Consider the following 22,476-nt stretch of genomic DNA (forward strand, 5'->3'; position numbering starts at 1 on the left):
TGGGACATTTCGCTAGGTCAGCACGCACGTTTCCCGGAGCCCGGGGACGGGCAGCGGGTGGATGCCGCTGGCGTAGCTCAATCGGTAGAGCACCTGCCTTGTAAGCAGGGGGTTAGGGGTTCAAGTCCCCTCGTCAGCTCCGATGCAAGGCAACAGGTCGATGGTTCGGGAGGTCGCGGCAGAGACAAAGTCGGCAAAATCTAATAAATAGAGAAAATCTGGAGGGTTGCCCGAGCGGCCAAAGGGAGCAGACTGTAAATCTGCCGGCAATGCCTACGATGGTTCGAATCCATCACCCTCCACCGGGGCGTCTTTACGCTCCGAAGGCGGTCCGACCAGGATCCAGATCCGCTGGGGTCACTCCCGACGGAAGCCCGCGGGCGTAGCTCAGTTGGTAGAGCGTCAGCCTTCCAAGCTGAACGTCGCCGGTTCGAACCCGGTCGCCCGCTCCGTGGTCGGTCGTTTGCCCACCTAGCTCAGTTGGCAGAGCACGTCCTTGGTAAGGACGAGGTCGTCGGTTCAATCCCGATGGTGGGCTCCAGCGAGGACAGCGAAACGCAGTCGCGAACTTCATTTCGGCAGGAGACATCTCGATGGCCAAGGAGAAATTCACTCGTACGAAGCCGCACGTGAACGTGGGCACCATCGGCCACATCGACCACGGCAAGACCACGCTCACGGCGGCGCTCGTCAAGGTGCAGTCGAAGCGCAACCTGGCGAAGGCGATCTCGTACGCCGACATCGCGAAGGGCGGGACGGTCCGTGACGAGACCAAGACGGTGACCATCGCGGCGGCGCACGTCGAGTACGAGTCGGCGAACCGCCACTACGCGCACGTCGACTGCCCCGGGCACGCCGACTACATCAAGAACATGATCACCGGCGCGGCGCAGATGGACGGGGCGATCCTCGTCGTGTCGTCGCTCGACAGCGTGATGCCGCAGACGCGCGAGCACGTGCTGCTCGCCCGGCAGGTCGGCCTGAACCACATCGTCGTGTTCCTCAACAAGTGCGACGCGGTGGACGACCCGGAGATGCTCGACCTGGTCGAGATGGAGGTCCGCGAGCTTCTGTCGAAGTACAAGTTCGACGGGGACAACGCGCCGGTGGTCCGGGGCGCGTCGCTGCCGGCGCTGCAGGGCGACCCGAAGTGGGAGGAGACGATCCAGCAGCTCCTCAGCGCGCTGGACAGCTACATCCCCGAGCCGGTGCGCGACATCGACAAGCCGTTCCTGATGGCGATCGAGGACGTGTTCTCGATCAAGGGCCGCGGCACGGTGGCCACGGGCCGCATCGAGCGCGGCGTGATCAAGGTCGGCGACGAGGTGCAGATCATCGGCTTCAAGGACACGAAGAAGTCGGTCGTGACCGGCGTCGAGATGTTCCGCAAGCTGCTCGATCAGGGGCAGGCGGGCGACAACGTCGGGTGTCTGCTCCGCGGCGTGGAGAAGGAAGAGATCGAGCGCGGCCAGGTGCTGGCGAAGCCCGGGTCGATCACGCCGCACACGAAGTTCACCGGTGAGGTGTACGTCCTCAAGAAGGAGGAGGGCGGGCGCCACACGCCGTTCTTCACCAACTACCGGCCGCAGTTCTACATCCGGACGACGGACGTGACCGGCACGGTGAACCTCCCCGAGGGGGTGAAGATGGTGATGCCGGGCGACAACATCACGATGACGATCGAGCTCATCGCGCCGGTCGCGCTGGAGGAGCAGATGCGCTTCGCCATCCGCGAGGGCGGCAAGACGGTGGGCGCCGGCGTCGTCACCAAGATCCTCGCGTAGGAGGCCGACGTGGGCGAGCAGGCCGGTGGGTGGCGTGCGGCGCGCATCGCCGTCTCACTGGCCTGCCGCGAGTGCAAGTCGCGGAACTACAAGACCACGAAGGCGCCGGACCAGGTGGTGTCGCTCAAGAAGTTCTGCAAGCAGTGCAAGAAGCACACGGTTCACGACGAGACGAAGTGAACGGGTGCTCAGGAAGGCGCAGCGATTCTAGGGGTATAGCTCAGTTGGTAGAGCAGCGGATTCCAAATCCGCAGGTCGGGAGTTCGAGCCTCTCTGCCCCTGCCGAGGGATGTGGGTGCCCCATGGCCGCCCTTGGATCCCCACCGAGCAGGCCTCTGTCTGCCGCGGGTCGGCGCGTTTGGTGTTGTTATGGCGAAGGGTCAAAAAGACAAGCAGCCGCCGAAGGTCGCGGAGGACGAGGAGCCGGAAGAATCCGGACCGAGCTCGCCCGCCGAGGACTCGTCCCTCGTGGCGCAGAGCGAGAGGACGGGGGCTGCTGACGCGAAGGACGCCGAGGCGCAGCGGGCCGATGAGTCGAACGAGGCCGATGAGGCCGAGGACGAAGAGGTCGCGGCTGCTCAGCTCGGCTCGGAGCGCTATGTGCTCGCCGGCTTCTTCGCCGCGGGGATGCTGCTCGCCTACCTGCTTGGCAAGGTCGTCCATGGCGTCTGGGCGACCCTGGCCAACAAGGACTGGTTCAGCCGGACGCTTCCGGCGCTCTCCGCGGTGGGTGACGACGACAAGACGACGTACGGCATGATTGCCGGCGGTGTCGTCGCGCTGATCGTCGTGTTGCGCGCGTTCCGCAACGCCGAGCTCCGCGCCTGGAGCGACGAGGTCGCCGCCGAGCTGGCGAAGGTGAAGTGGCCGACCAAGAAGGAGGTGACGAATGCGACGTTCGTCGTCATCGCGACGACCACCGTGGCGACCCTCTACCTGGCGCTGCTCGACCGCTTCTGGGCATTCGTGACCAACATCGTTTACGGCGATGGAAGCTGAAGCAGGGAGATCCTGAGGGAATCAAGCGCCATGGCCAAGAAGTGGTACGTCATCCATACCTACTCGGGATACGAGGCGAAGGTGCGCGACGCGCTCCAGCAGCGCGTGAAGCAGTACAGCCTGGAAGATCGGTTTGGCGAGATCCTCATCCCGAGCGAGACGGTCACGGAGAACCGTCCCGGCGGTAAGACCCGCGTGCGTCAGAAGCTCAGCCTGCCCGGCTACATCTTCGTGGAGATGGAGATGAACGAGCAGGTCTGGCACCTGGTCAAGGACACCCCCAAGGTGACCGGCTTCATCGGCAACCAGACGCCGCAGGAGGTCCCGATCGTTCAGATCGACAATCTCCGGCGGGGGATCGTCGAAGGGGCGGTCAAGCCGAAGCCGCGGCTCACGTTCGAGGTGGGTGAGGAGGTGCGGGTCCTCGATGGCGCCTTCGCGAACTTCACCGGCACGGTCGACGACGTGAAGATGGACAAGCAGAAGCTCAAGGTGAAGGTCAGCATCTTCGGCCGACCCACCAGCGTGGAGCTCGACTTCTCAGCCGTGGAGAAGCGCTAGCCGGGAACGGACGGCTGCAAACCTGCGGGCGAGCACCGCGCCTCCGCGGTGCTTCGCTGTTTCTCTGAATAGTAGACCGCCCGTCGGGCGGCGGTTCGATAGGGTGCGAGATTCATCATGGCGAAGAAAGTCACAGGGTACGTGAAGCTGCAGCTTCCGGCGGGCAAGGCCAACCCGTCGCCCCCCGTCGGTCCGGCGCTCGGCCAGCACGGCGTCAACATCATGGCGTTCTGCAAGGACTTCAACTCGCGGACGGCGGCGCAGGGGGACATGATCATCCCGGTGGTGATCACGGTCTACTCGGACCGCTCGTTCACGTTCATCATGAAGACGCCGCCGGCCTCCGTGCTCCTCAAGAAGGCGGCGGGGCTCGAGACGAAGAAGAAGCCGGGCGCGGGCTCCAAGGAGCCCAACAAGGTCAAGGTGGGCAAGGTCACGCAGAAGCAGCTGCAGGAGCTTGCCCAGCTCAAGATGCAGGACATGAACACGACCAACCTCGAGTCCGCGATGCGCAGCATGGCGGGCACGGCGCGCTCGATGGGCATCGACGTCGTCGACTGAGGTGGTCGCGCTCCCCGCCGTCGGGGATGCGCCGCCCGCCGCGCTGGCGCCCCGAGGGGCGCCCGGCGGGCCAGAAGCAAGACTTACCACGGTAGTTTCAGGCGCACCGTGGGAGGCGAGAGCCGTTAAGAAGGAGGGCATGTGCCGAAAGTCGCCAAAAAGAAAGTCGCAGCGCGGGCAGTCGTCGACCGCGCGCGAAAGTACACATTGCAGGAGGCGTGCGCGCTCGTGAAGCAAGCGGCGCCCGCCAAGTTCGACGAGACGGTGGACCTCGCGGTCCGGCTGGGCGTCAACCCGCGGCACGCAGACCAGATGGTCCGCGGCGCCGTCGTGCTGCCGCATGGGACGGGGCAGTCGCTCCGGGTCCTGGTCTTCGCCAAGGGTGAGAAGGCCAAGGAGGCCGAGGCGGCCGGCGCCGACTTTGTCGGCGAGGCGGATCTCGTGAACAAGGTCCAGGAAGGCTTCATGGACTTCGATCGCGTGATCGCCACGCCCGACATGATGGGTCTGGTGGGCAAGCTCGGCCGTATCCTCGGTCCGCGCGGCCTGATGCCGAACCCGAAGGTCGGGACCGTGACGTTCGACGTGAAGACGGCCGTCTCGGAGGCGAAGGCCGGCAAGGTGGAGTACCGCGTCGAGAAGGCGGGCATCGTGCACGCGCGGATCGGCAAGGTCTCCTTCGCGGAGAACGCGCTCCACGTGAACGCGGACGCGCTCATCCAGGCGCTCGTCCGGGCCAAGCCGGCGACGGCCAAGGGCATCTACCTCCGGAGCATCACGCTGTCTTCCACGATGGGCCCCGGGGTTCGCATCGACCCGGTCCACTTCATCGGCAAGACGGAGGAGGCGTAGCCCATGGAACGGTCCCAGAAGGAAGTGCTGATCGGCTCCGTCCGGCAGAAGTTCGAGCGGATGTCTTCCGCGGTCTTCCTGGACTTCAAGGGGATGAACGTCGAGGCGGTCACCAAGCTTCGCGATGAGTTCCGGAAGTCCGGCGTGGAGTACCGGGTCGTGAAGAACACGCTCGTCCGCCACGCCATCAAGGAGCACCCCTGGGCGAAGACCCTCTCGAAGAGCCTGACCGGCATGACCGGTGTGGCCTGGAGCTACGAGGATCCGAGCGCGGCAGCCAAGGTCGTCAAGGCGTTCCGCAAGGACAACCAGAAGCTGCAGATCAAGGCGGGGCTCATCGAGGGGCAGATCCTCTCGGGCGACGCCGTCGAGACGCAGCTGGCGACGATGCCCGGCAAGGATGAGCTTCGTGCCACGCTGCTCGCGACGCTGCAGGCGCCGCTCCAGCAGTTCGTGCAGCAGCTCAACGCGCCTCTCCAGAATTTCGCCTATCTCTTGAAGGCGAAGGAAGAGGAAGCGGGCAAGCAGGCCTGAGAGGGCGCTTTCGTATCAATTGGGCCTTGCGCCCGTCTGGTTTTGGTTTACATGGGCCCCCTCCCCGGGGCGCGCAGAAGAGTTTGAAGGAGTCTTGCAATGGCTGAGATCACGCGCGAGCAGGTCGTCGATTACCTCTCCAACCTCCCTGTCATCCAGATCGCCGAGCTCATCAAGGACCTCGAGAACAAGTGGGGCGTCAAGGCTGCCCCCGCGGCCGTGGCCGTCGCCGCCGGCCCCGCGGCCGGCGCCGCTCCGGCCGAGAAGGCCCCGGAGCAGACCGAGTTCGACGTCATCCTTGCGAACGCCGGCAGCAACAAGATCGGCGTCATCAAGGCGATCCGCGAGATCACCGGTCTGGGCCTGAAGGAGGCGAAGGACCTGGTCGAGGCCGCGCCGAAGACCGTCAAGGAGCAGGTTTCCAAGGCGGACGCGGAGGAGATGAAGAAGAAGCTCGTCGAGGCAGGTGCTACCGTCGAGCTCAAGTAACGATCACCGCTCCCTGCTAGGGAAATCGGGATCCGCCGGCGGACGGCGGCAGGGGCGGTCGTCCCTGCCGCACGTCCGGCTTTTGTCTGATGAACGGGACCGCGGATGCGGGCCCTCGCGCAACGCTGAAGAGGACCGCGAGTACGGGTCCTCGGTCAACTCTGAAGAGGACCGCGGGTGCGGGTCCTCGGCCAACGTCGGAGCTCAATGGGTCGCCACGCGGTCCGCTCTGCCCCCACAGCCAAGATGTTTTGGGTCCTCATTCCCTGGGGACGCTCGCTCGCCATTCGTGCGTAGCTTCGTGTTCGTTGCTCGGTTCGAGCCGTGCGCCCGCCCCGCACGGCTCGTGTGAGCCGGAGGAAATCGATGCCGTCGGTCGTCCAATCCAACTTCCGCGTCCGTAAGAACCTGGGTCGCGTTCGTCGCATCATCGACGTCCCCAACCTGATCGACATCCAGAAGTCGAGCTACGACAAATTCCTCCAGATGAGCGTTCCGCCGAACGAGCGGGAGGAGGTCGGGCTGCAGGCGGTGTTCCGCTCGGTCTTCCCGATCAAAGACTTCAACGGCACGAGCGAGCTCGTCTTCGTCTCGTACAACCTCGAGCCGCCGAAGTACGACGTCGATGAGTGCCGCCAGCGCGGCATGACCTACTCGGCGCCGATCAAGGTCACGAACCAGCTGATGATCTACGACACCCGCGACGGCGGGGAGCGGATCGTGCGCGACATCAAGGAGCAGGAGGTCTACTTCGGCGAGCTCCCGCTGATGACCGAGACGGGCACGTTCATCATCAACGGCACCGAGCGCGTCGTCGTCAGCCAGCTGCACCGGAGCCCCGGCGTCTTCTTCGATCACGACAAGGGCAAGACGCACTCCAGCGGCAAGCTGCTCTACTCCGCGCGCGTGATCCCGTACCGCGGCTCGTGGCTCGACTTCGAGTTCGACCCGAAGGACATCATCTATGTTCGCATCGATCGCCGGCGGAAGATGCACGCCACGGTGCTCCTGCGCGCGCTCGGGTACTCGACCCAGGACCTGCTGAACTACTTCTACTCGACCGAGACCGTGTACCTCGAGAAGGGTGGCAAGTACGCGAAGAGCATCGAGTACGATCTCCTCGCCGGTCAGCGGACGACGCGCGACATCAAGATCGGCAACGACGTCATCGTCAAGAAGAACACCAAGTTCACCCGCGCTGCCATCCGGAAGATGAAGGAGGCGAAGCTCGAGCGGCTCAGCCTCGAGCCGGAGGAGCTCGTCGGGAAGGTCGCGGCGCACGACATCGTCGACCCGGAGACCGGCGAGGTCGTGGTCGAGGTGAACGAGGAGCTCACCGAGGCGAAGCTCGAGCGGCTGCGCGACGCGAACATCGAGCAGTTCCGCATCCTCTTCATCGACGGCCTGAACGTCGGCTCGTACCTCCGCGACACGCTGCTCACCGACAAGGTGAAGACGATGGAGGACTCGATCCTGGAGATCTACCGGCGGCTGCGGCCGGGCGATCCGCCGACGCTCGAGACCGCCAAGACCCTGTTCCACAACCTGTTCTTCAACGCCGAGCGCTATGACCTGTCGAAGGTCGGCCGGCTGAAGCTGAACTACAAGTTCTACCGGGATGTCCCCGAGGACGAGCGGCCGGGTCTCGATCTCACGGTGCTCACGCCCCAGGACATCCTGGAGACCGTGCGCCACCTGATCGAGCTCAAGAACGGGCGCGGCTCGGTCGACGACATCGACCACCTCGGCAACCGCCGCGTGCGCGCGGTCGGCGAGCTGATGGAGAACCAGTACCGCATCGGCCTCGTCCGCATGGAGCGCGCGATCAAGGAGCGCATGAGCATGTCGCAGGAGATCGACACGCTCATGCCCCACGATCTGATCAACGCGAAGCCGGTCAGCGCGGTCGTGAAGGAGTACTTCGGGAGCTCCCAGCTCTCGCAGTTCATGGACCAGACCAACCCGCTCTCGGAGGTCACCCACAAGCGCCGCCTCTCGGCGCTCGGCCCGGGCGGCCTGACCCGCGAGCGGGCCGGGTTCGAGGTGCGCGACGTCCACGCGACCCACTACGGCCGTATCTGCCCGATCGAGACGCCGGAAGGGCCGAACATCGGCCTCATCGCCTCGCTGTCGACGTTCGCCCGCGTGAACGAGTTCGGGTTCGTCGAGACGCCGTACCGGAAGGTCGAGAACGGCCGGGTGACCGAGGACGTGATCTGGCTCTCCGCGCTCGAAGAGGAGGGCAAGTACATCGCGCAGGCGACCGTGAACCTCGACGAGGGCGGTCGCTTCAAGGAGTCGCTGGTCTCGGCCCGCTACAACGGCGAGTTCAAGATCGTCACGCCCGAGATGGTCGAGCTGATGGACGTCGCGCCGAACCAGATGGTGTCGGTCGCCGCCGCGCTCGTGCCGTTCCTCGAGCACGACGACGCGAACCGCGCGCTCATGGGCGCCAACATGCAGCGTCAGGCCGTGCCCCTCGTCGTGTCGCACGCGCCCCTCGTCGGCACCGGCATGGAGGAGCGGCTCGCCCGCGACTCCGGCGTCTGCGTCATCGCGCGGCGCCCCGGGGTCGTCGAGAGCGTCGACGCGACGCGCATCGTCGTCCGCGCCGAGGGCGAGGGCGCCGAGGTGCCCGATATCTACCACCTCATGAAGTTCCAGCGCTCGAACCAGTCGACCTGCTACACGCAGAAGCCGGTCGTCAGGACGGGCGAGGTGGTGAAGAAGGGCGACGTGCTCGCCGACGGCCCGTCGACGGACATGGGCGAGCTCGCGCTCGGCCAGAACGTGCTCGTCGCGTTCATGCCGTGGCAGGGCTACAACTTCGAGGACTCGATCCTTGTCTCCGAGCGCATCGCCAAGGACGACGTGTTCACCTCGATCCACATCGAGGAGTTCGAGTGCGTCGCCCGCGACACGAAGCTCGGCAAGGAAGAGATCACCCGCGACATCCCGAACGTCGGCGAGGAGGCGCTCAAGGACCTCGACGACTCCGGCATCGTGCGCATCGGGGCCGAGGTGCGGCCGGGCGACATCCTGGTCGGCAAGATCACGCCGAAGGGCGAGACCCAGCTCTCCCCCGAGGAGAAGCTGCTCAGGGCGATCTTCGGCGAGAAGGCCGGGGACGTCCGCGACAGCTCGCTCAAGGTGCCGCCCGGCGTCGGCGGGATCGTCATCAACGCCCGCGTGTTCTCGCGCAAGGGGACCGAGAAGGACGATCGCGCGCGGGACATCGAGGATCAGGAGCGGGCCAGGATCGAGCGGACGCGCGACGAGGAGATCAAGATCCTCCGCGACTCGTTCTTCCGCCGCATCCGCGAGCTCCTCCTCGGCAAGGAGACGACGGGCAAGCTCGTCGACGACAAGGGCAAGGTGCTCTTCCAGAAGGGCGCCATCATCGACGAGCCCTCGCTCGCCGAGATCCCCCGCAAGTACTGGGGGGAGATCCCCGTCGACGACGCCGAGCGGGTCCAGCAGATCCTGCGCGACCTCGAGGAGCTCGTCCGCACGCGCGAGGAGCACTTCCGCGACAAGATCGATCGCCTCTCCAAGGGCGACGAGCTGCCGCCGGGCGTCATCAAGATGGTGAAGGTCTATATCGCCATCAAGCGCAAGCTCCAGGTCGGCGACAAGATGGCGGGCCGCCACGGCAACAAGGGCGTCATCAGCCGCATCCTCCCCGAGGAGGACATGCCGTATCTGCAGGACGGCAGGCCGGTCGATCTCGTGCTGAACCCGCTCGGCGTGCCGAGCCGCATGAACGTCGGCCAGATCCTCGAGATCCACCTCGGGTGGGGCGCCTTCGAGCTCGGCAACCAGCTGCAGCGGATGATCGAGCAGCAGCGGGCGAGCGCCGAGATCAAGGAGCACCTGAAGGCCATCTATGCGGGCGACGAGACGATGAACGGCTTCTTCGACAACCTCGACGACGGCGACGTCAAGCGCTTCGTCAAGACGGTCGACGAGGGCGTCTTCATGGGATCGCCGGTGTTCGACGGCGCGCACGAGTCGGACATCAAGGGCGCCCTCGATCTCGCGGGTCTCCCGACCTCGGGCCAGGCGATCCTCTTCGACGGGCGCACGGGCGACGCGTTCGATCAGAACGTCACGGTGGGCATCATGTACATGCTGAAGCTCCACCACCTGGTCGACGACAAGATCCACGCTCGCTCGATCGGGCCGTACTCGCTCGTCACGCAGCAGCCCCTCGGCGGCAAGGCGCAGTTCGGCGGGCAGCGGCTCGGCGAGATGGAGGTCTGGGCGATGGAGGCCTACGGCGCGGCCTACGCGCTGCAGGAGTTCCTCACGGTGAAGAGCGACGACGTGATGGGCCGCACCCGGATGTACGAGGCCATCGTGAAGGGGGACTACACCCTGGAGGCGGGGCTGCCGGAGAGCTTCAACGTGCTCATCAAGGAGCTCCAGTCGCTGTGCCTGAACGTCGAGCTGGTCGAGACGAGCGCGGGCGTGGAGGCGTCGGCCGCGGAGGAAGAGGAGTGATGCAGTTCGTCACGTCACGAGCGCCGCGCGCCTTTTCGGTGACGGCAGGGGAGGCGCGCCGCGCGGGCGGCGCGCTCCCGAGCGCTCAAGCAGTGGGCGCGGACAGGTTCATCGGTTTCGTTTCTGTCTCCGGAGGTCTCCATGCGTGACATCTTCAGCTTCTTCGAGAAGCCCAAGGACCCGCTGTCGTTCAGCGCCATCCGCATCTCGCTCGCGAGCCCGGAGAAGATCCGCGAGTGGTCGCACGGCGAGGTGAAGAAGCCGGAGACCATCAACTACCGGACGTTCAAGCCGGAGCGCGATGGTCTGTTCTGCGCCAAGATCTTCGGGCCTGTGAAGGACTACGAGTGCAACTGCGGCAAGTACAAGCGCATGAAGCACCGTGGGATCGTGTGCGAGAAGTGCGGCGTCGAGGTCATCCAGTCGAAGGTCCGGCGCGAGCGGCTCGGGCACATCTCGCTGGCCACGCCGGTCGCCCACATCTGGTTCCTGAAGAGCCTGCCGTCGCGCATCGGCAACATGCTCGACATCACGCTCAAGGACCTGGAGAAGGTGCTTTATTGCGAGGCGTACATCGTCATCGATCCCAAGGAGACTGGCCTCATGCGGGGCGATCTCCTGAGCGAGGAGCGGTATCTGCAGCTCCTCGACGAGTACGGTGACGACAAGTTCAGCGCCGGCATGGGCGGCGAGGCGATCCTCGAGATGCTCAAGCAGGTCGACGTCCACGGCCTGGCGGAGCTGCTCAGGACGGAGATGCGCGCCGCGACCAGCGAGGCCAAGCGGAAGAAGCTCGCGAAGCGGCTCAAGGTCGTCGAGGCGTTCCGCGAGAGCGGCAACCGGCCCGAGTGGATGATGCTGACCGTGATCCCGGTGCTCCCGCCGGATCTGCGCCCGCTCGTCCCCCTGGACGGCGGCCGCTTCGCGACCAGCGATCTCAACGACCTCTACCGCCGCGTCATCAACCGCAACAACCGCCTGAAGCGGCTCCTCGAGCTGAACGCGCCGGAGATCATCATCCGGAACGAGCGCCGGATGCTGCAGGAGGCGGTCGACGCGCTGTTCGACAACGGCCGTCGCGGCAAGACGATCACCGGCCCGAACAAGCGCCCGCTCAAGTCGCTCTCCGACATGCTGAAGGGCAAGCAGGGCCGGTTCCGCCAGAACCTGCTCGGCAAGCGGGTCGACTACTCGGGCCGCTCGGTCATCGTCGTGGGCCCGACGCTGCGCCTGCACCAGTGCGGTCTGCCCAAGAAGATGGCGCTCGAGCTCTTCAAGCCGTTCATCTACAACAAGCTGGAAGAGCGCGGCTACGTCAACACCATCAAGAGCGCCAAGAAGATGGTGGAGAAGGAGCGCCCGGAGGTCTGGGACATCCTCGAGGAGGTCATCAGCGAGCACCCGGTGCTCCTGAACCGCGCCCCGACGCTCCACCGCCTCGGCATCCAGGCGTTCGAGCCGGTCCTCATCGAGGGCAAGGCGATCCAGCTGCACCCGCTGGTCTGCGCGGCGTTCAACGCCGACTTCGACGGCGACCAGATGGCGGTCCACGTGCCGCTGTCGGTCGAGGCGCAGATGGAGGCGCGCGTGCTCATGATGAGCACGAACAACATCCTCTCGCCCGCGAGCGGCAAGCCGATCATCAACCCGACCCAGGACATCGTGCTCGGGCTCTACTACGCGACCCGCGAGCGGAAGTTCGAGAAGGGGTCGTACCGCGCGGACACCCTCGCCTTCGGCGAGGACGGCGTGGCGCAGGGCTACCTGCGGGGCATCTACGCCTCCCCCGAGGAGGTGCGGATGGCCTACGACAACGGCGAGGTCGCGCTGCACGCCGGCGTCCGCGTCCGCGTCCCGATCATCGACGACGACGGCAACCCGCAGCTCGATGAGTTCGGCCACGTGAAGCGCCGCATCGTCGAGACCACGGTGGGCCGCGTCATCATCTCCGAGGTCCTCCCGAAGGGGGTCGCGTTCGAGTACGCGAACAAGACCCTCGACAAGAAGGCGCTCTCGGCGCTCATCGACGTCTGCTACCGCATCCACCGCAACAAGGAGACCGTCCTCCTCGCGGACCGGCTCCGCACGCTCGGCTTCGACCACGCGATGCGGGCGGGCATCTCGATCTGCATGGATCACATGGTGATCCCGGCGGCCAAGAAGGTCCTCCTGGGCGAGGCGCAGAAGGAGGTCGAGCGCGTCGTCGAGCAGTACCAGGAGGGGCTCATCACCGACGGCGAGCGGTACAACAAGATCGTCGATATCTGGGCGAGCATCGCCGACCAGGTCACGACCGAGATGATGGGCGGCATCGGCAAGGAGACGGTCGTCGATCACGAGACCGGCAAGGAGTCGATCGAGCCGAGCTTCAACCCCATCTACATCATGGCCGACTCCGGCGCGCGCGGCTCCACGCAGCAGATCCGGCAGCTGGCCGCGATGCGCGGCCTGATGGCCAAGCCGTCCGGCGAGATCATCGAGACGCCGATCACCGCGAACTTCCGCGAGGGTCTCAGCGTGCTCCAGTACTTCATCTCGACGCACGGCGCCCGGAAGGGGCTCGCCGACACGGCGCTCAAGACGGCGAACTCGGGGTACCTCACCCGGCGTCTCGTCGACGTGGCGCAGGACGCGGTCATCTCCGAGTTCGACTGCGGCACGCTCGACGGCATCCGCGTGGCGAAGCTCGAGGAGGCCGGCGAGGTCATCCAGCCGCTCGGCGACCGCATCCTCGGCCGCGTCGCGCTGGAGGACGTCGTCGACCCGCTCACCGGCGAGGTGCTCATCACGGCGAACACCGAGCTCGACGAGCAGGCGGTGCGGTCCATCGAGGACGCCGGCATCGAGGAGGTCGTCATCCGCTCGGTGCTCACGTGCCAGCTCCGCCGCGGGGTCTGCGCGCTGTGCTACGGGCGCGACCTCGCCCGCGGTTACCGGGTCAACATCGGCGAGGCGGTGGGCATCATCGCCGCCCAGTCGATCGGCGAGCCGGGCACGCAGCTCACGATGCGCACCTTCCACATCGGCGGCACCGCGGCGCGCGGCAAGATCGAGGCGAGCTACCTCGAGGCCCGCACCGAGGGCACCGTCCGTCTCCGCCGCGCGGTCGTCCAGAAGAAGAAGGACGGCACCATGGTGGTCATGAACCGCCACGGCGAGATCGTGGTCGTCGACGAGACGGGCCGCGAGCGCGAGCACAACCGCCTCGTCTACGGCGCCATCCTCAAGAAGGCCGACGGCGAGCGCACCAAGCCCGGCGAGCTGCTCGCCGAGTGGGACCAGTTCGCGACGCCGATCCTCACCGAGGTCTCCGGCGTCGTGAAGTTCGGCGACCTCATCGAGGGCGTCAGCGTCCAGGATCGCCTCGACGAGGTGACGGGCCTCTCGCGAAAGGTCGTCATCGAGTCGAAGGCGGCCGACGTCCGCCCGCGCATCTCGCTGAAGGACCCGGAGTCGGGCAGGACGCTGAAGCTCCCGAACAGCGAGCTCGAGGCGCGCTACCTGCTCCCTGTCGGCGCCCACATCGTCGCGCAGGAGGGGGATATCATCGAGGCCGGCGAGGTCATCGCCAAGATCCCGCGCGACACGACGAAGGTGCAGGACATCACCGGTGGTCTGCCCCGCGTCGCCGAGCTGTTCGAGGCCCGAAAGCCGAAGGATCACGCGATCATCAGCGAGATCGACGGCGAGGTGAACTTCGGCAAGGACACGAAGGGCAAGCGGAAGGTCATCATCACGCCGTACTCGCCGGACGGGCACGCGCTCGGCGATCAGGCGCGCGAGTACCTGATCCCGAAGGGCAAGCACATCCAGGTGCAGCCGGGCGACCGGGTGCGCGCGGGCGACCCCCTCCAGGACGGCCCGCCGAACCCGCACGACATCCTCCGGGTGAAGGGCGAGAAGGAGCTGTCGGCCTGGCTCGTGAACGAGATCCAGCAGGTCTACCGGCTCCAGGGCGTCGGCATCAACGACAAGCACATCGAGGTCATCGTCCGGCAGATGCTCCGGCGGGTCCGCGTGCGCGAGGTCGGCGATACGAACTTCCTCGTCGACGAGCAGGTCGAGAAGCACATCTTCGAGAAGGAGAACGAGACCGTGCTCGAGCGCGGCGGCAAGCCCGCCATCGCGGAGGCGCTCCTCCTCGGCATCACCAAGGCCAGCCTGTCGACCGAGTCGTTCATCAGCGCCTCGTCGTTCCAGGAGACGACCAAGGTGCTCACCGAGGCCGCGATCAACGGCAAGACGGACGATCTCCGCGGTCTCAAGGAGAACGTCATCATGGGCCGCCTGATCCCGGCCGGGACGGGGCTGCCCGCCTACAAGCGCCTCCAGGTCGTGGTCGAGGGCGAGCCGGTGGCGCAAGCGCCGTACGTCGCCCCGCGGCCGCGTCCCGAGGAGACGCTCACGGCCGTGAACGAGGAGTGATCTCCTGCCGGCGCGCCCAGGGCGGGATTCAACCCCGACCCCGGGCGCGCCGCCCATCTCCCGAAGCGCGTTTGCGGCGTCTCGGGAGGCGTCTTCCGCTTCGCCCCAGGCTCACCCACCTGGCGGGCCGCGCCGGACGTGGCGTGCGCGCCCACCCGGGGTCAGTCTTCACTTCCACGTCGCAGCGTATCGGGTCGAGCGGGCATCGCCAGCCAACCGGCGTCGGCTGGAGCGCTCACGGGGCTCGCGCGCCGCGCCGAGCTCTGCTCTCATTCCTCGAGCGCACCCCATGGCTGTATACGCCGCTAGCGGCTGGCCAGCTCTCCCCGCGTGCTCCCGTTCCGCGAGGGTTCTTGGGCGCGCCACCTCCAATTTCTGGGTAGAATCAGGGTTTCGATGGCTTCCGTTCAAGGATTGAACCAGCGGATTGCCGATCGCCTCGTCCTCGAGGGGCGCATCACCCCGGACGATCACCGTCGTGCGGTGGAGTACGCGATGCGTACGCGCGGCCGTATCGAGGACGCCATCATCGAGCTCGACATCGTCAACGAGGCCGAGCTCCTGAAGTTCATCGCGACCGTCCACAACACCCGCTTCGTCTCGACCGAGAAGCTCTCGAAGGCGATCATCGAGCCCCGCGTGCTCGCCAAGGTCTCGGCGATCACCGCGACGTTGCACGGCGTCTTCCCGGTCCTGCTCGACGATCGGAACACGACGCTGTCGGTCGCGACCGCGGATCCCGACAACGACGTCGCGCTGCACGAGATCCGGCTCGCCGCGGGCGTGCGGGACGTACGCGCCATCGTCGCCAGGCCGGCGGCGGTCCGCGCGGCCATCGCGTACCACTACCGGGGCGACACGACCGCGTTCAGCTCGCTGCTGCGCCCGGTCAACTCGTTCGACGAGATCCTCTACACCAACAGCAATAACCCCTTCGAGCGCGCGTCGATGACCCACGAGCGCGCGTCGATCACGCACGAGCGCGCGTCGATGACGCACGTGCCCGCGGCGGTCCCGCTGCCGCCGCACGGGCAGACGATGCACGTGCCGCCGGCGCACGTGGCGCCCACGCAGGCGGCGCCGATGCACCCGCAGGCGATGCACGCGCAGCCGGCGCACGCTGCGGCGCCCACGCAGGCGGCGCCAATACCGGCGGCGCTCGTCACGGCGCCGCAGGTGCCCGCGGTGATGCGGGCGCCCTCCGCGCCGCCCCGGGTGGCCCCGGCCGGCCCGCCGCCCACGCCGGTGCCTCCTTCGCCGCCTCCGCAGCAGCAGGTCGCTCCCGCCCCGATCTCCGCGCCGGTCGCCGTGGCGCCGCCCCCGCCGCCGGCGCACCCGACCACGACCCACGCGTACGTCGAGACGCTCAACGTCCTCGTGAGCCTGCTCGAGAACGCGCGGCAGGACCTTCGAGGCCACTCGTCCACGGTCGCTCGCATCGTGCGCAAGCTCTGCGAGCGCATCGGTCTGCCGCCGACGACGGTCGCGAGCTACGTGGCCTCGGCCTACCTGCACGACCTCGGCAAGAACGGCCCGTACCACCTCACGGCGCTCAACGTCGCCGAGTACGAGGGGCACCGGCTCGCCGCGACGAAGAGCGTCGATCTTCCGGCGCACCTCATGGAGTCGGTGGGGCTGCCGCAGGAGGTCGTCTCGGCGATCAGCATGATGTACGAGCGCTACGACGGCAGCGGCTTCCCCGATGGCCTGTCGGGCAAGGAGATCCCGCTCGGCGCGCGCATCCTCGCGGTCGCGGACACCTACGCCGATCTCACGCAGAACCCGCGCAACCCGTACCGCAAGGCGCTCCGCCCGCCGGAGGCCTGCGACGTGCTCGCCCAGTACCGCGCCACCATCTTCGATCCGAACATCGTCGATCTCTTCCGCCAGGTCATGACCGGCGACGACATGCGCGCGAAGCTGCTCTCCGATCGGCACCAGGCGCTCATCGTCGACCCGGATCCCGAGGAGACGACGGTGCTCGAGCTGCGCCTGCTCGAGCAGGGCTTCGAGGTCTCGATCGCGCGCAACGTGGCGCAGGCGCGCCGCGAGCTCGAGACGAAGGACATCGAGGTGGTCGTCAGCGAGATCGACCTCGAGGAGCCCGACGCCGGCCTCGCGCTCCGCGCCGACGCCCTGAAGCTCGGCTTCGGCCGCGACAAGACGTGGGTCATCCTCACCGCGAAGACGGACCGGCAGACCGCCCAGCGCGCCTTCGATCTCGGCGTCGACGACTTCGTCTCGAAGCCGGCGTCGACCGACGTCATGGCCGCCAAGCTCCGCCAGCTCATCGAGCGGCGCTCGACGACCGCCGTCCCCCGCGGCGTGTCCGGCTCGCTCGCCGAGATGGGCCTGCCGGACATGATCCAGATCCTCTGGCACGGCCGGAAGACGTGCGCGCTCAAGATCCAGGCGAACTCCATGGCCGGCGAGATCCACTTCGCCGACGGGCAGGTCGTCCATGCGCTCTGGGCCGGCGCGCAGGGCGAGGACGCGTTCTACCGGATGCTCACGCTCCGGGAGGGCGACTTCCGCCTCGACCCGAGCTTCTCGCCCAGCACCCGCAGCATCACGGCGTCACCGGAGGCGCTGCTGCTCGAAGGGATGCGCCGCCTCGACGAAGGGACCCTGTCCTAGGCGCGTCGCGCTGGAGGCCCCTTGAAGAGCCCCGTCTGTATCGAGACCCCGCGGCTGCGCCTCTTCATCCCTTCCGTCGAGCTCGCTGGCCGCTACCTCGCCTATTTCGAGCGCAACCGCGACCACCTGGCGCGGTGGGATCCGCCGCGCCCCGAGGGCTTCTACACCGAGGCGTTCTGGCGCGAGCGCCTCCTCCGCGACCACGAGGACTTCGCCGCGGATCGCGCGCTCCGGCTCGCGCTGCAGTGGCGCGGCGCGCCCGGCGGCGAGGTGATCGGGGTCTGCAACTTCACGCAGTTCGTCCGCGGCGCCTTCCAGGCCGCGACCCTCGGCTACTCGCTCGACCAGCGCGCCGTGGGCTCGGGCCTGATGTTCGAGGCGATCGAGGCGGGGATCGCGTACATGTTCGACACGCTGGGCTTCCACCGGGTGATGGCGAACTACCTGCCGCACAACGAGCGCAGCGGCCGGCTGCTCCGGCGCCTCGGCTTCGCCGTCGAGGGGTACGCGCGCGATTACCTGTTCATCGACGGCGCCTGGCGCGATCACGTCCTGACCGCGCTGACCAACCCGAGGTCCGCGCCTCCGGGCGGCTCGCGGACGACGGGGACGGCGCACCCCGTCCGCGGCGCCGGCCCGCGCCACGGTTGATCCGGCCGCTCCTGCGATCGCGCCGCCGCGCCGCAGGGGCTGCTGCGCGGCGTCCGGGCCGCACGCCGCGGGCGGCCGGCGACCGGTTGGCGACCAATCGGTAACCAGGCGAGAACGCTGAAGATTGCGGCTTGCCCGCCCGCGACGGCCGCGCGCCGCGTCTTGCCCCGCAGCGGGGGCCGCCCTAGCTTGTCGCGAGGCGTGGACCGCGAGTGCGGCCGCGACCCGGAGGCACATGTACGGTCCGCAAGGCAACGGTGGCGGCAGCGCACGCAGGCCAGCGCAGCGCTCGACGAAGGTCACGGTCCCCGAGATCCGGTCCCGCAAAGGGGTCTCGCCGATCGCGATGGTGACGGCCTACGACTTCACGATGGCGCGGCTGCTCGACGAGGGCGGCGCCGATCTGCTGCTCGTCGGCGACTCGCTGGGGATGGTCGTGCAGGGGCACACGACGACGCTCCCCGTGACGGTCGAGGAGATCTGCTACCACGGGCGCGCGGTGGCGCGCGGCGCGCGGCGGGCCCACGTCGTGGGCGACATGCCGTTCATGAGCTTCCAGCTCTCCCCGATGCACGCGCTCGAGAACGCCGGGCGCATGATGAAGGAGGGCAGCTTCGAGAGCATCAAGCTCGAGGGAGGCGAGGAGATCGCCGAGCACGTGCGCCGGATCGTCGCCGCGGGCATCCCGGTGATGGGTCACCTCGGGCTCACGCCGCAGTCGGTGCACGCGATGGGCGGCTTCAAGGTGCAGGGCAAGGGCGACGAGGCGGCCGAGCGCCTCATCGCCGACGCGCGCATCCTCGACGAGGCGGGCGCCTACGCGATCGTGCTCGAGGCCATCCCGCCGGATCTCGCGCAGGAGGTGACGGCCGCGGTCTCCGTCCCGACGATCGGCATCGGCGCCGGGGCCGGCTGCGACGGGCAGGTGCTCGTCTGTTACGACCTGCTCGGGATGTTCCGCGAGCTGACGCCGAAGTTCGCGAAGCGCTTCGCCGAGGTCGGCGATCAGATCGTGGAGGCGACGCGCGCCTACGTGGACGAGGTCCAGTCGCGCACGTTCCCCGCTGCAGAGCACAGCTTCAAGCCGAACGGGCCTCGCCGGGCCGCCACCGTGCCCGCCGCGCCGGCCAAGCCCGAGTTCGCGCCGGCGGACGAGATCCCCCCGCACTGGCAGACGCACTGAGCGCGGCGACGCGGTGCGGTGCGGTGCGGTCGGTTGACTCGACTCGACTCGACTCGACGCCGGCTGCTCCGCGCCGGCAGGCGCGCGCTCCGCGTGGGCGAGCGCGCCCGCGGCGGCCGACCTCAGCTCGCCCGGCCTTCCGCCGGCTCCTGCCGCCCTGCGATGGAGCGCAGCAGGAGCTCGACCGCGAGCAATCCGAGCAGCAGCAGCGCGACGTAGGGCGACCCGTCGATGGACGCGGCCATGCCGCCCAGCTCGGCCGCGCGGGCGCTCTCGGCGACGCGCCGCGGGCGGAGGTCGATCTCGCGCTCCGGGACGGACACGACGCGCGTCGAGCGCTCGCCGTCGAGGGTGAGCTCGTAGAGGCCGGCGAGCGGCGGAGACACGCGCAGGCGCCGCTCGACCTCGGCGACGGGGAGCGCCTCGCGTGATCGCGAGCCCTGCGAGGCCCCGTCACGATCGAACCGCACGCGCTCGACCTTGACGTCGTGGTAGCCGTCGAACGTCCACACCTCGCCCGCGGAGAGGCGCCGCGCGCCGCCGCGGGCGCGCGCGGCGCCGACGAAGCCGTCGAGCAGCGACAGGAACGCGGGCCGCAGCGCGACGTCGCTCTCCTCCGTGCTGAGGGGCAGCGTCATGAACAGCACCACGCCGCGCCCGAGCGGGCGGCGCACGAGGAACGGGGCGCCGTCCGCCCACCGCGCGAGCACCTCGGCGCCCTCGGAGGCCTCGGCTCCCAGCGTCGCCCGGCCGCGCGGGGCGACGTCGGCGAGGCCGGGCGCGGATGGGCCGAGCCAGCCCGCCGTCGCCGGATCCACGCCGGGCACCGGGGAGGCCGACCAGCGGACGACGCCGGGGACCAGCGGCTCGAACCCCGCGCCGAGCGGCGCCGCGGCCGCGCGCTGGCCGAGCGTCAGCAGCGCGACGCCGCCGCGCTCGATCCACGCGGCGAGCGAGCGGCGCACCTCCGGCGTGAAGCCGGGCGCGTCATCGACGATGAGCCCGGCGTGCGCGGCGAGCTCGTCCGCGTGCTCCGGGACCGAGGGCAGCGGCCTGATCTGCGCGTCCAGGTCGAGCGCCGAGAGGGCCTGCTCGAGCGGCGGCGGGCCGCCCGTCTCGACGTGCGTGGTCGCGGGGTCGACAACGACCGCGATCGAGAGCGGGCCGCCGGCGGAGATGATCGGGGCGCGGTCGTCCTCGGCGATCGCGTCGCCGCCGGTGAGCGCGGCGATCAGGATCTCGGGCGCCCCGGCGGGGAGGTCGATCGAGAGCTCCTCGGCGCGCAGGGCCGGATCGAGCGCGACCTTGCCGAGCACGGCGTCGCCGGCGCGCACCTCGAGGGATCGCCCCGCCGCGGCGGAGGCGCCTGGGGCGGCGGAGCCCGCGGCGGGCGGCGCGTCCGCGCCGCCGTCTCGCTGCGCGACGGCGATGTCGGGCCCGCGCGCCGCGGTCGACGCGGCGGTGCAGACGACGCGGACGCGCGCCTTCTGGCCGGATCGATCGGCGCGCACGATCCCGCAGTCCTGGCCCGTCGCCTCGAGCTCCTGGAGCGGCACCCACGTGGCGATGTCGGGGGTGCCCGAGATGGGCGGGGCGCCGGGCGTGCCGTCCGCGAGGTCGCTGAGGAGCACGATGCGCTTGTCGCTCTGAGGCAGCCCCCGGAGCAGATCGCGAGCGAGCGCGAGGGCGCCGTCGATGTCGGTTGCGCGGTCCGACGGCGCCGCCGCGGCGAGCGCCTCGCTGACGGCGGCGAGGTTGGTGGTCGACGCGAGGGCGACGCGGGCCGGGGCGCCCGCGAGGACGAGCGCCGCGGCGTCGCCGGGAGCGAGGCCGCTGGCGAGCTCGCGCGCGGCCGTGAGCGCGCGCTCGAACCGCGAGGACGCCTGGCTCGACCGCCCCTCGCGCGCGGCGCCCTCGGCGCCGTCCGTGCGCGCCCGCATGCTGAGCGAGTCGTCGATGACGATGGCGAGCGCGACCGACGCGCCGGCCCTGCGGCTGAGCGACAGGTGCGAGCAGCGCAGGAGCGGCGTGGCGCCGAGCACCGCGAGCGCGAGCACCGAGACGGCCCGCGTGGCGAAGAGGGCGCGGTCCTCGAGGAGGCTCCGGCGCCGCGCCGTCGGCGGCGTGGGCGGGACCAGGCGCGCCGGCGGGAACGGCCGCTCCTCGGCGCGGCGGCGGCGCAGGAGGTGCGCGGCGATCGGCGCGCCGACGAGCAGCGCGACCAGCAGCGCGCCGAGCGTGACGAAGCTCATCGGCGCACCTCGGCGATCGCCTGCACGAGCGCGCGGACGACGTCGGTCGGAGGATCGGCGCTCGTCGCGCGGAGCAGGCGGCCGCCGCGCGACGCGAGCGCCCGCGACCAGCCCTCGGCCAGGGCGGCGAGGCGCGCCTGGTACTGCGCGCGGACCGCCCCCGCGTCGGCCTCCACGACCGCGCCGCCCTCGAGGGCGCGGAGGCGCACGTTGCCCTCGAAGTCGAGCGCCGCCTCGCTGGGATCGAGGACCTGGAGGGCGATCAGCGTGCGGCCGCCGGTGTTCAGCGACGTGAACGCGGAGAGCGCGCGGTCGGCGCCCGACGGGGCCGCGCCGGATTCATGAGCAAGATCGATGAGATCCGAGATGAGCAGGACGACGGCGCCGCGGCGGGCCTTCTTCGCGATGGGCGCGAGCGCGCGCTCGACGGCGCCGGCGTCGCCGCTCCAGTCCTGGGCGGCGGAGGTGGCCTCGAGGGCGCCGACGATCCGCTCGAACGCCTCGCGCCCCGCCATCGCGGGCAGGCCGTGGGTGCCGGCGCCGCCGAGCCAGGCGAGCCCCACCGGGTCGCCGGTCGCGAGCGCGACGCGGGCCATGGCCGCGGCGATGAGCGCCGCGTAGGCCAGCTTGGCGCCGGGCGCGCGCCGGCCGCGGTAGGACATCGACGCGGTCGCGTCGACGCACAGCCACAGGGCGCGATCGGTCTCGGTCTCGAACTCGCGCACCATGAGGCGATCGTGGCGGAGCAGGGCGCGGCGATCGAAGAAGCGGAGATCGTCGCCGGGCACATAGGGCCGCTGGCCGCCGAACTCGACGCCCGCGCCCTTGCGGACGCTCCGGTGCATCCCGGCGTAGACGCCCTCGGCGACGGCGCGCGACTTGAGGCGGAGCGGGGCGAGCCCGCCCCAGTCGATGGGGAACGCGGCGAGCGAGGCGCGGTCGGAGGCGAGCGGCACGGTCCGCTTCTTAGCCTGGATCCACGGGGCGATCACCTCGCGCCAGCCGTGCGCCGGCGCCGCGGGTGGACGTGCGGCAACGGCGCGTC

15 protein-coding genes and 5 tRNA genes are annotated in these 22,476 nt (G+C 69.0%); 18 read left to right on the top strand and 2 right to left on the bottom strand.

Annotated elements, in window-relative coordinates; genetic code table 11:
- Positions 1–66 precede the first annotated feature (66 nt).
- From WMF14_RS02395 to panB, 18 genes are all read left to right on the top strand, one after another.
- Positions 67–139 (top strand) — tRNA-Thr (locus WMF14_RS02395).
- Between the two features lie 81 nt (positions 140–220).
- Positions 221–302 (top strand) — tRNA-Tyr (locus WMF14_RS02400).
- A gap of 74 nt (positions 303–376) precedes the next feature.
- Positions 377–449 (top strand) — tRNA-Gly (locus WMF14_RS02405).
- 16 nt (positions 450–465) lie between these two features.
- Positions 466–541: transfer RNA gene (locus WMF14_RS02410), tRNA-Thr, on the top strand.
- 52 nt (positions 542–593) lie between these two features.
- The gene (gene tuf / locus WMF14_RS02415; protein WP_012233037.1) at positions 594–1,784 is read left to right on the top strand and encodes an elongation factor Tu; all 1,191 of its coding nucleotides are present in this window, start codon (positions 594–596) and stop codon (positions 1,782–1,784) included.
- Positions 1,785–1,793: 9 nt separating this feature from the next.
- Positions 1,794–1,964 carry a 50S ribosomal protein L33 gene (gene rpmG / locus WMF14_RS02420; protein ID WP_012233038.1) on the top strand — a complete coding sequence of 57 codons (171 nt, stop codon included), beginning with the start codon at positions 1,794–1,796 and terminating at the stop codon, positions 1,962–1,964.
- 29 nt (positions 1,965–1,993) lie between these two features.
- Positions 1,994–2,066 (top strand) — tRNA-Trp (locus tag WMF14_RS02425).
- An 87-nt stretch (positions 2,067–2,153) separates the two neighbouring features.
- Positions 2,154–2,783, top strand: coding sequence for a preprotein translocase subunit SecE (gene secE / locus WMF14_RS02430; protein WP_437798564.1), 630 nt, complete (start codon positions 2,154–2,156; stop codon positions 2,781–2,783).
- A 30-nt stretch (positions 2,784–2,813) separates the two neighbouring features.
- Positions 2,814–3,344 (top strand): transcription termination/antitermination protein NusG, encoded by a 531-nt coding sequence (nusG, locus tag WMF14_RS02435; protein WP_012233040.1) that lies wholly within the window; start codon positions 2,814–2,816, stop codon positions 3,342–3,344.
- A gap of 117 nt (positions 3,345–3,461) precedes the next feature.
- Positions 3,462–3,905 carry a 50S ribosomal protein L11 gene (gene rplK / locus WMF14_RS02440; protein WP_272097520.1) on the top strand — a complete coding sequence of 148 codons (444 nt, stop codon included), beginning with the start codon at positions 3,462–3,464 and terminating at the stop codon, positions 3,903–3,905.
- 141 nt (positions 3,906–4,046) lie between these two features.
- Positions 4,047–4,757 (top strand): 50S ribosomal protein L1, encoded by a 711-nt coding sequence (gene rplA / locus WMF14_RS02445; RefSeq protein WP_272097521.1) that lies wholly within the window; start codon positions 4,047–4,049, stop codon positions 4,755–4,757.
- 3 nt (positions 4,758–4,760) lie between these two features.
- Positions 4,761–5,291, top strand: coding sequence for a 50S ribosomal protein L10 (rplJ, locus tag WMF14_RS02450; RefSeq protein ID WP_012233043.1), 531 nt, complete (start codon positions 4,761–4,763; stop codon positions 5,289–5,291).
- 99 nt (positions 5,292–5,390) lie between these two features.
- Positions 5,391–5,780, top strand: coding sequence for a 50S ribosomal protein L7/L12 (gene rplL, locus WMF14_RS02455; RefSeq protein ID WP_272097522.1), 390 nt, complete (start codon positions 5,391–5,393; stop codon positions 5,778–5,780).
- Between the two features lie 366 nt (positions 5,781–6,146).
- Positions 6,147–10,283, top strand: a complete 4,137-nt coding sequence (rpoB, locus tag WMF14_RS02460) for a DNA-directed RNA polymerase subunit beta (RefSeq protein WP_437798565.1) — start codon at positions 6,147–6,149, stop codon at positions 10,281–10,283.
- Positions 10,284–10,424: 141 nt separating this feature from the next.
- On the top strand, positions 10,425–14,708 hold the full coding sequence (gene rpoC, locus WMF14_RS02465) for a DNA-directed RNA polymerase subunit beta' (RefSeq protein ID WP_437798566.1): 4,284 nt from the start codon (positions 10,425–10,427) through the stop codon (positions 14,706–14,708).
- A 396-nt stretch (positions 14,709–15,104) separates the two neighbouring features.
- Positions 15,105–17,345 carry an HD domain-containing phosphohydrolase gene (locus WMF14_RS02470; RefSeq protein ID WP_272097524.1) on the top strand — a complete coding sequence of 747 codons (2,241 nt, stop codon included), beginning with the start codon at positions 15,105–15,107 and terminating at the stop codon, positions 17,343–17,345.
- 21 nt (positions 17,346–17,366) lie between these two features.
- Entirely contained in the window at positions 17,367–17,996 is a 630-nt protein-coding gene (locus WMF14_RS02475) for a GNAT family N-acetyltransferase (RefSeq protein ID WP_272097525.1), read from the top strand.
- 235 nt (positions 17,997–18,231) lie between these two features.
- Positions 18,232–19,179 (top strand): 3-methyl-2-oxobutanoate hydroxymethyltransferase, encoded by a 948-nt coding sequence (gene panB / locus WMF14_RS02480; RefSeq protein WP_272097526.1) that lies wholly within the window; start codon positions 18,232–18,234, stop codon positions 19,177–19,179.
- Positions 19,180–19,301: 122 nt separating this feature from the next.
- On the opposite strand, the gene WMF14_RS02485 is transcribed toward panB, so the two are convergent.
- Positions 19,302–21,431 carry a VWA domain-containing protein gene (locus WMF14_RS02485; RefSeq protein WP_437798567.1) on the bottom strand — a complete coding sequence of 710 codons (2,130 nt, stop codon included), beginning with the start codon at positions 21,429–21,431 and terminating at the stop codon, positions 19,302–19,304.
- Positions 21,428–22,387: a DUF58 domain-containing protein gene (locus WMF14_RS02490; protein WP_437798568.1), complete on the bottom strand. Its 960-nt coding sequence runs from the start codon at positions 22,385–22,387 to the stop codon at positions 21,428–21,430. Before WMF14_RS02490 ends, WMF14_RS02485 begins: the two co-directional genes overlap by 4 nt.
- Between the last annotated feature and the right edge of the window lie 89 nt (positions 22,388–22,476).

It is taken from the genome of Sorangium sp. So ce693, assembly GCF_051521375.1.
Lineage (GTDB): Bacteria > Myxococcota_A > Polyangia > Polyangiales > Polyangiaceae > Sorangium > Sorangium atrum.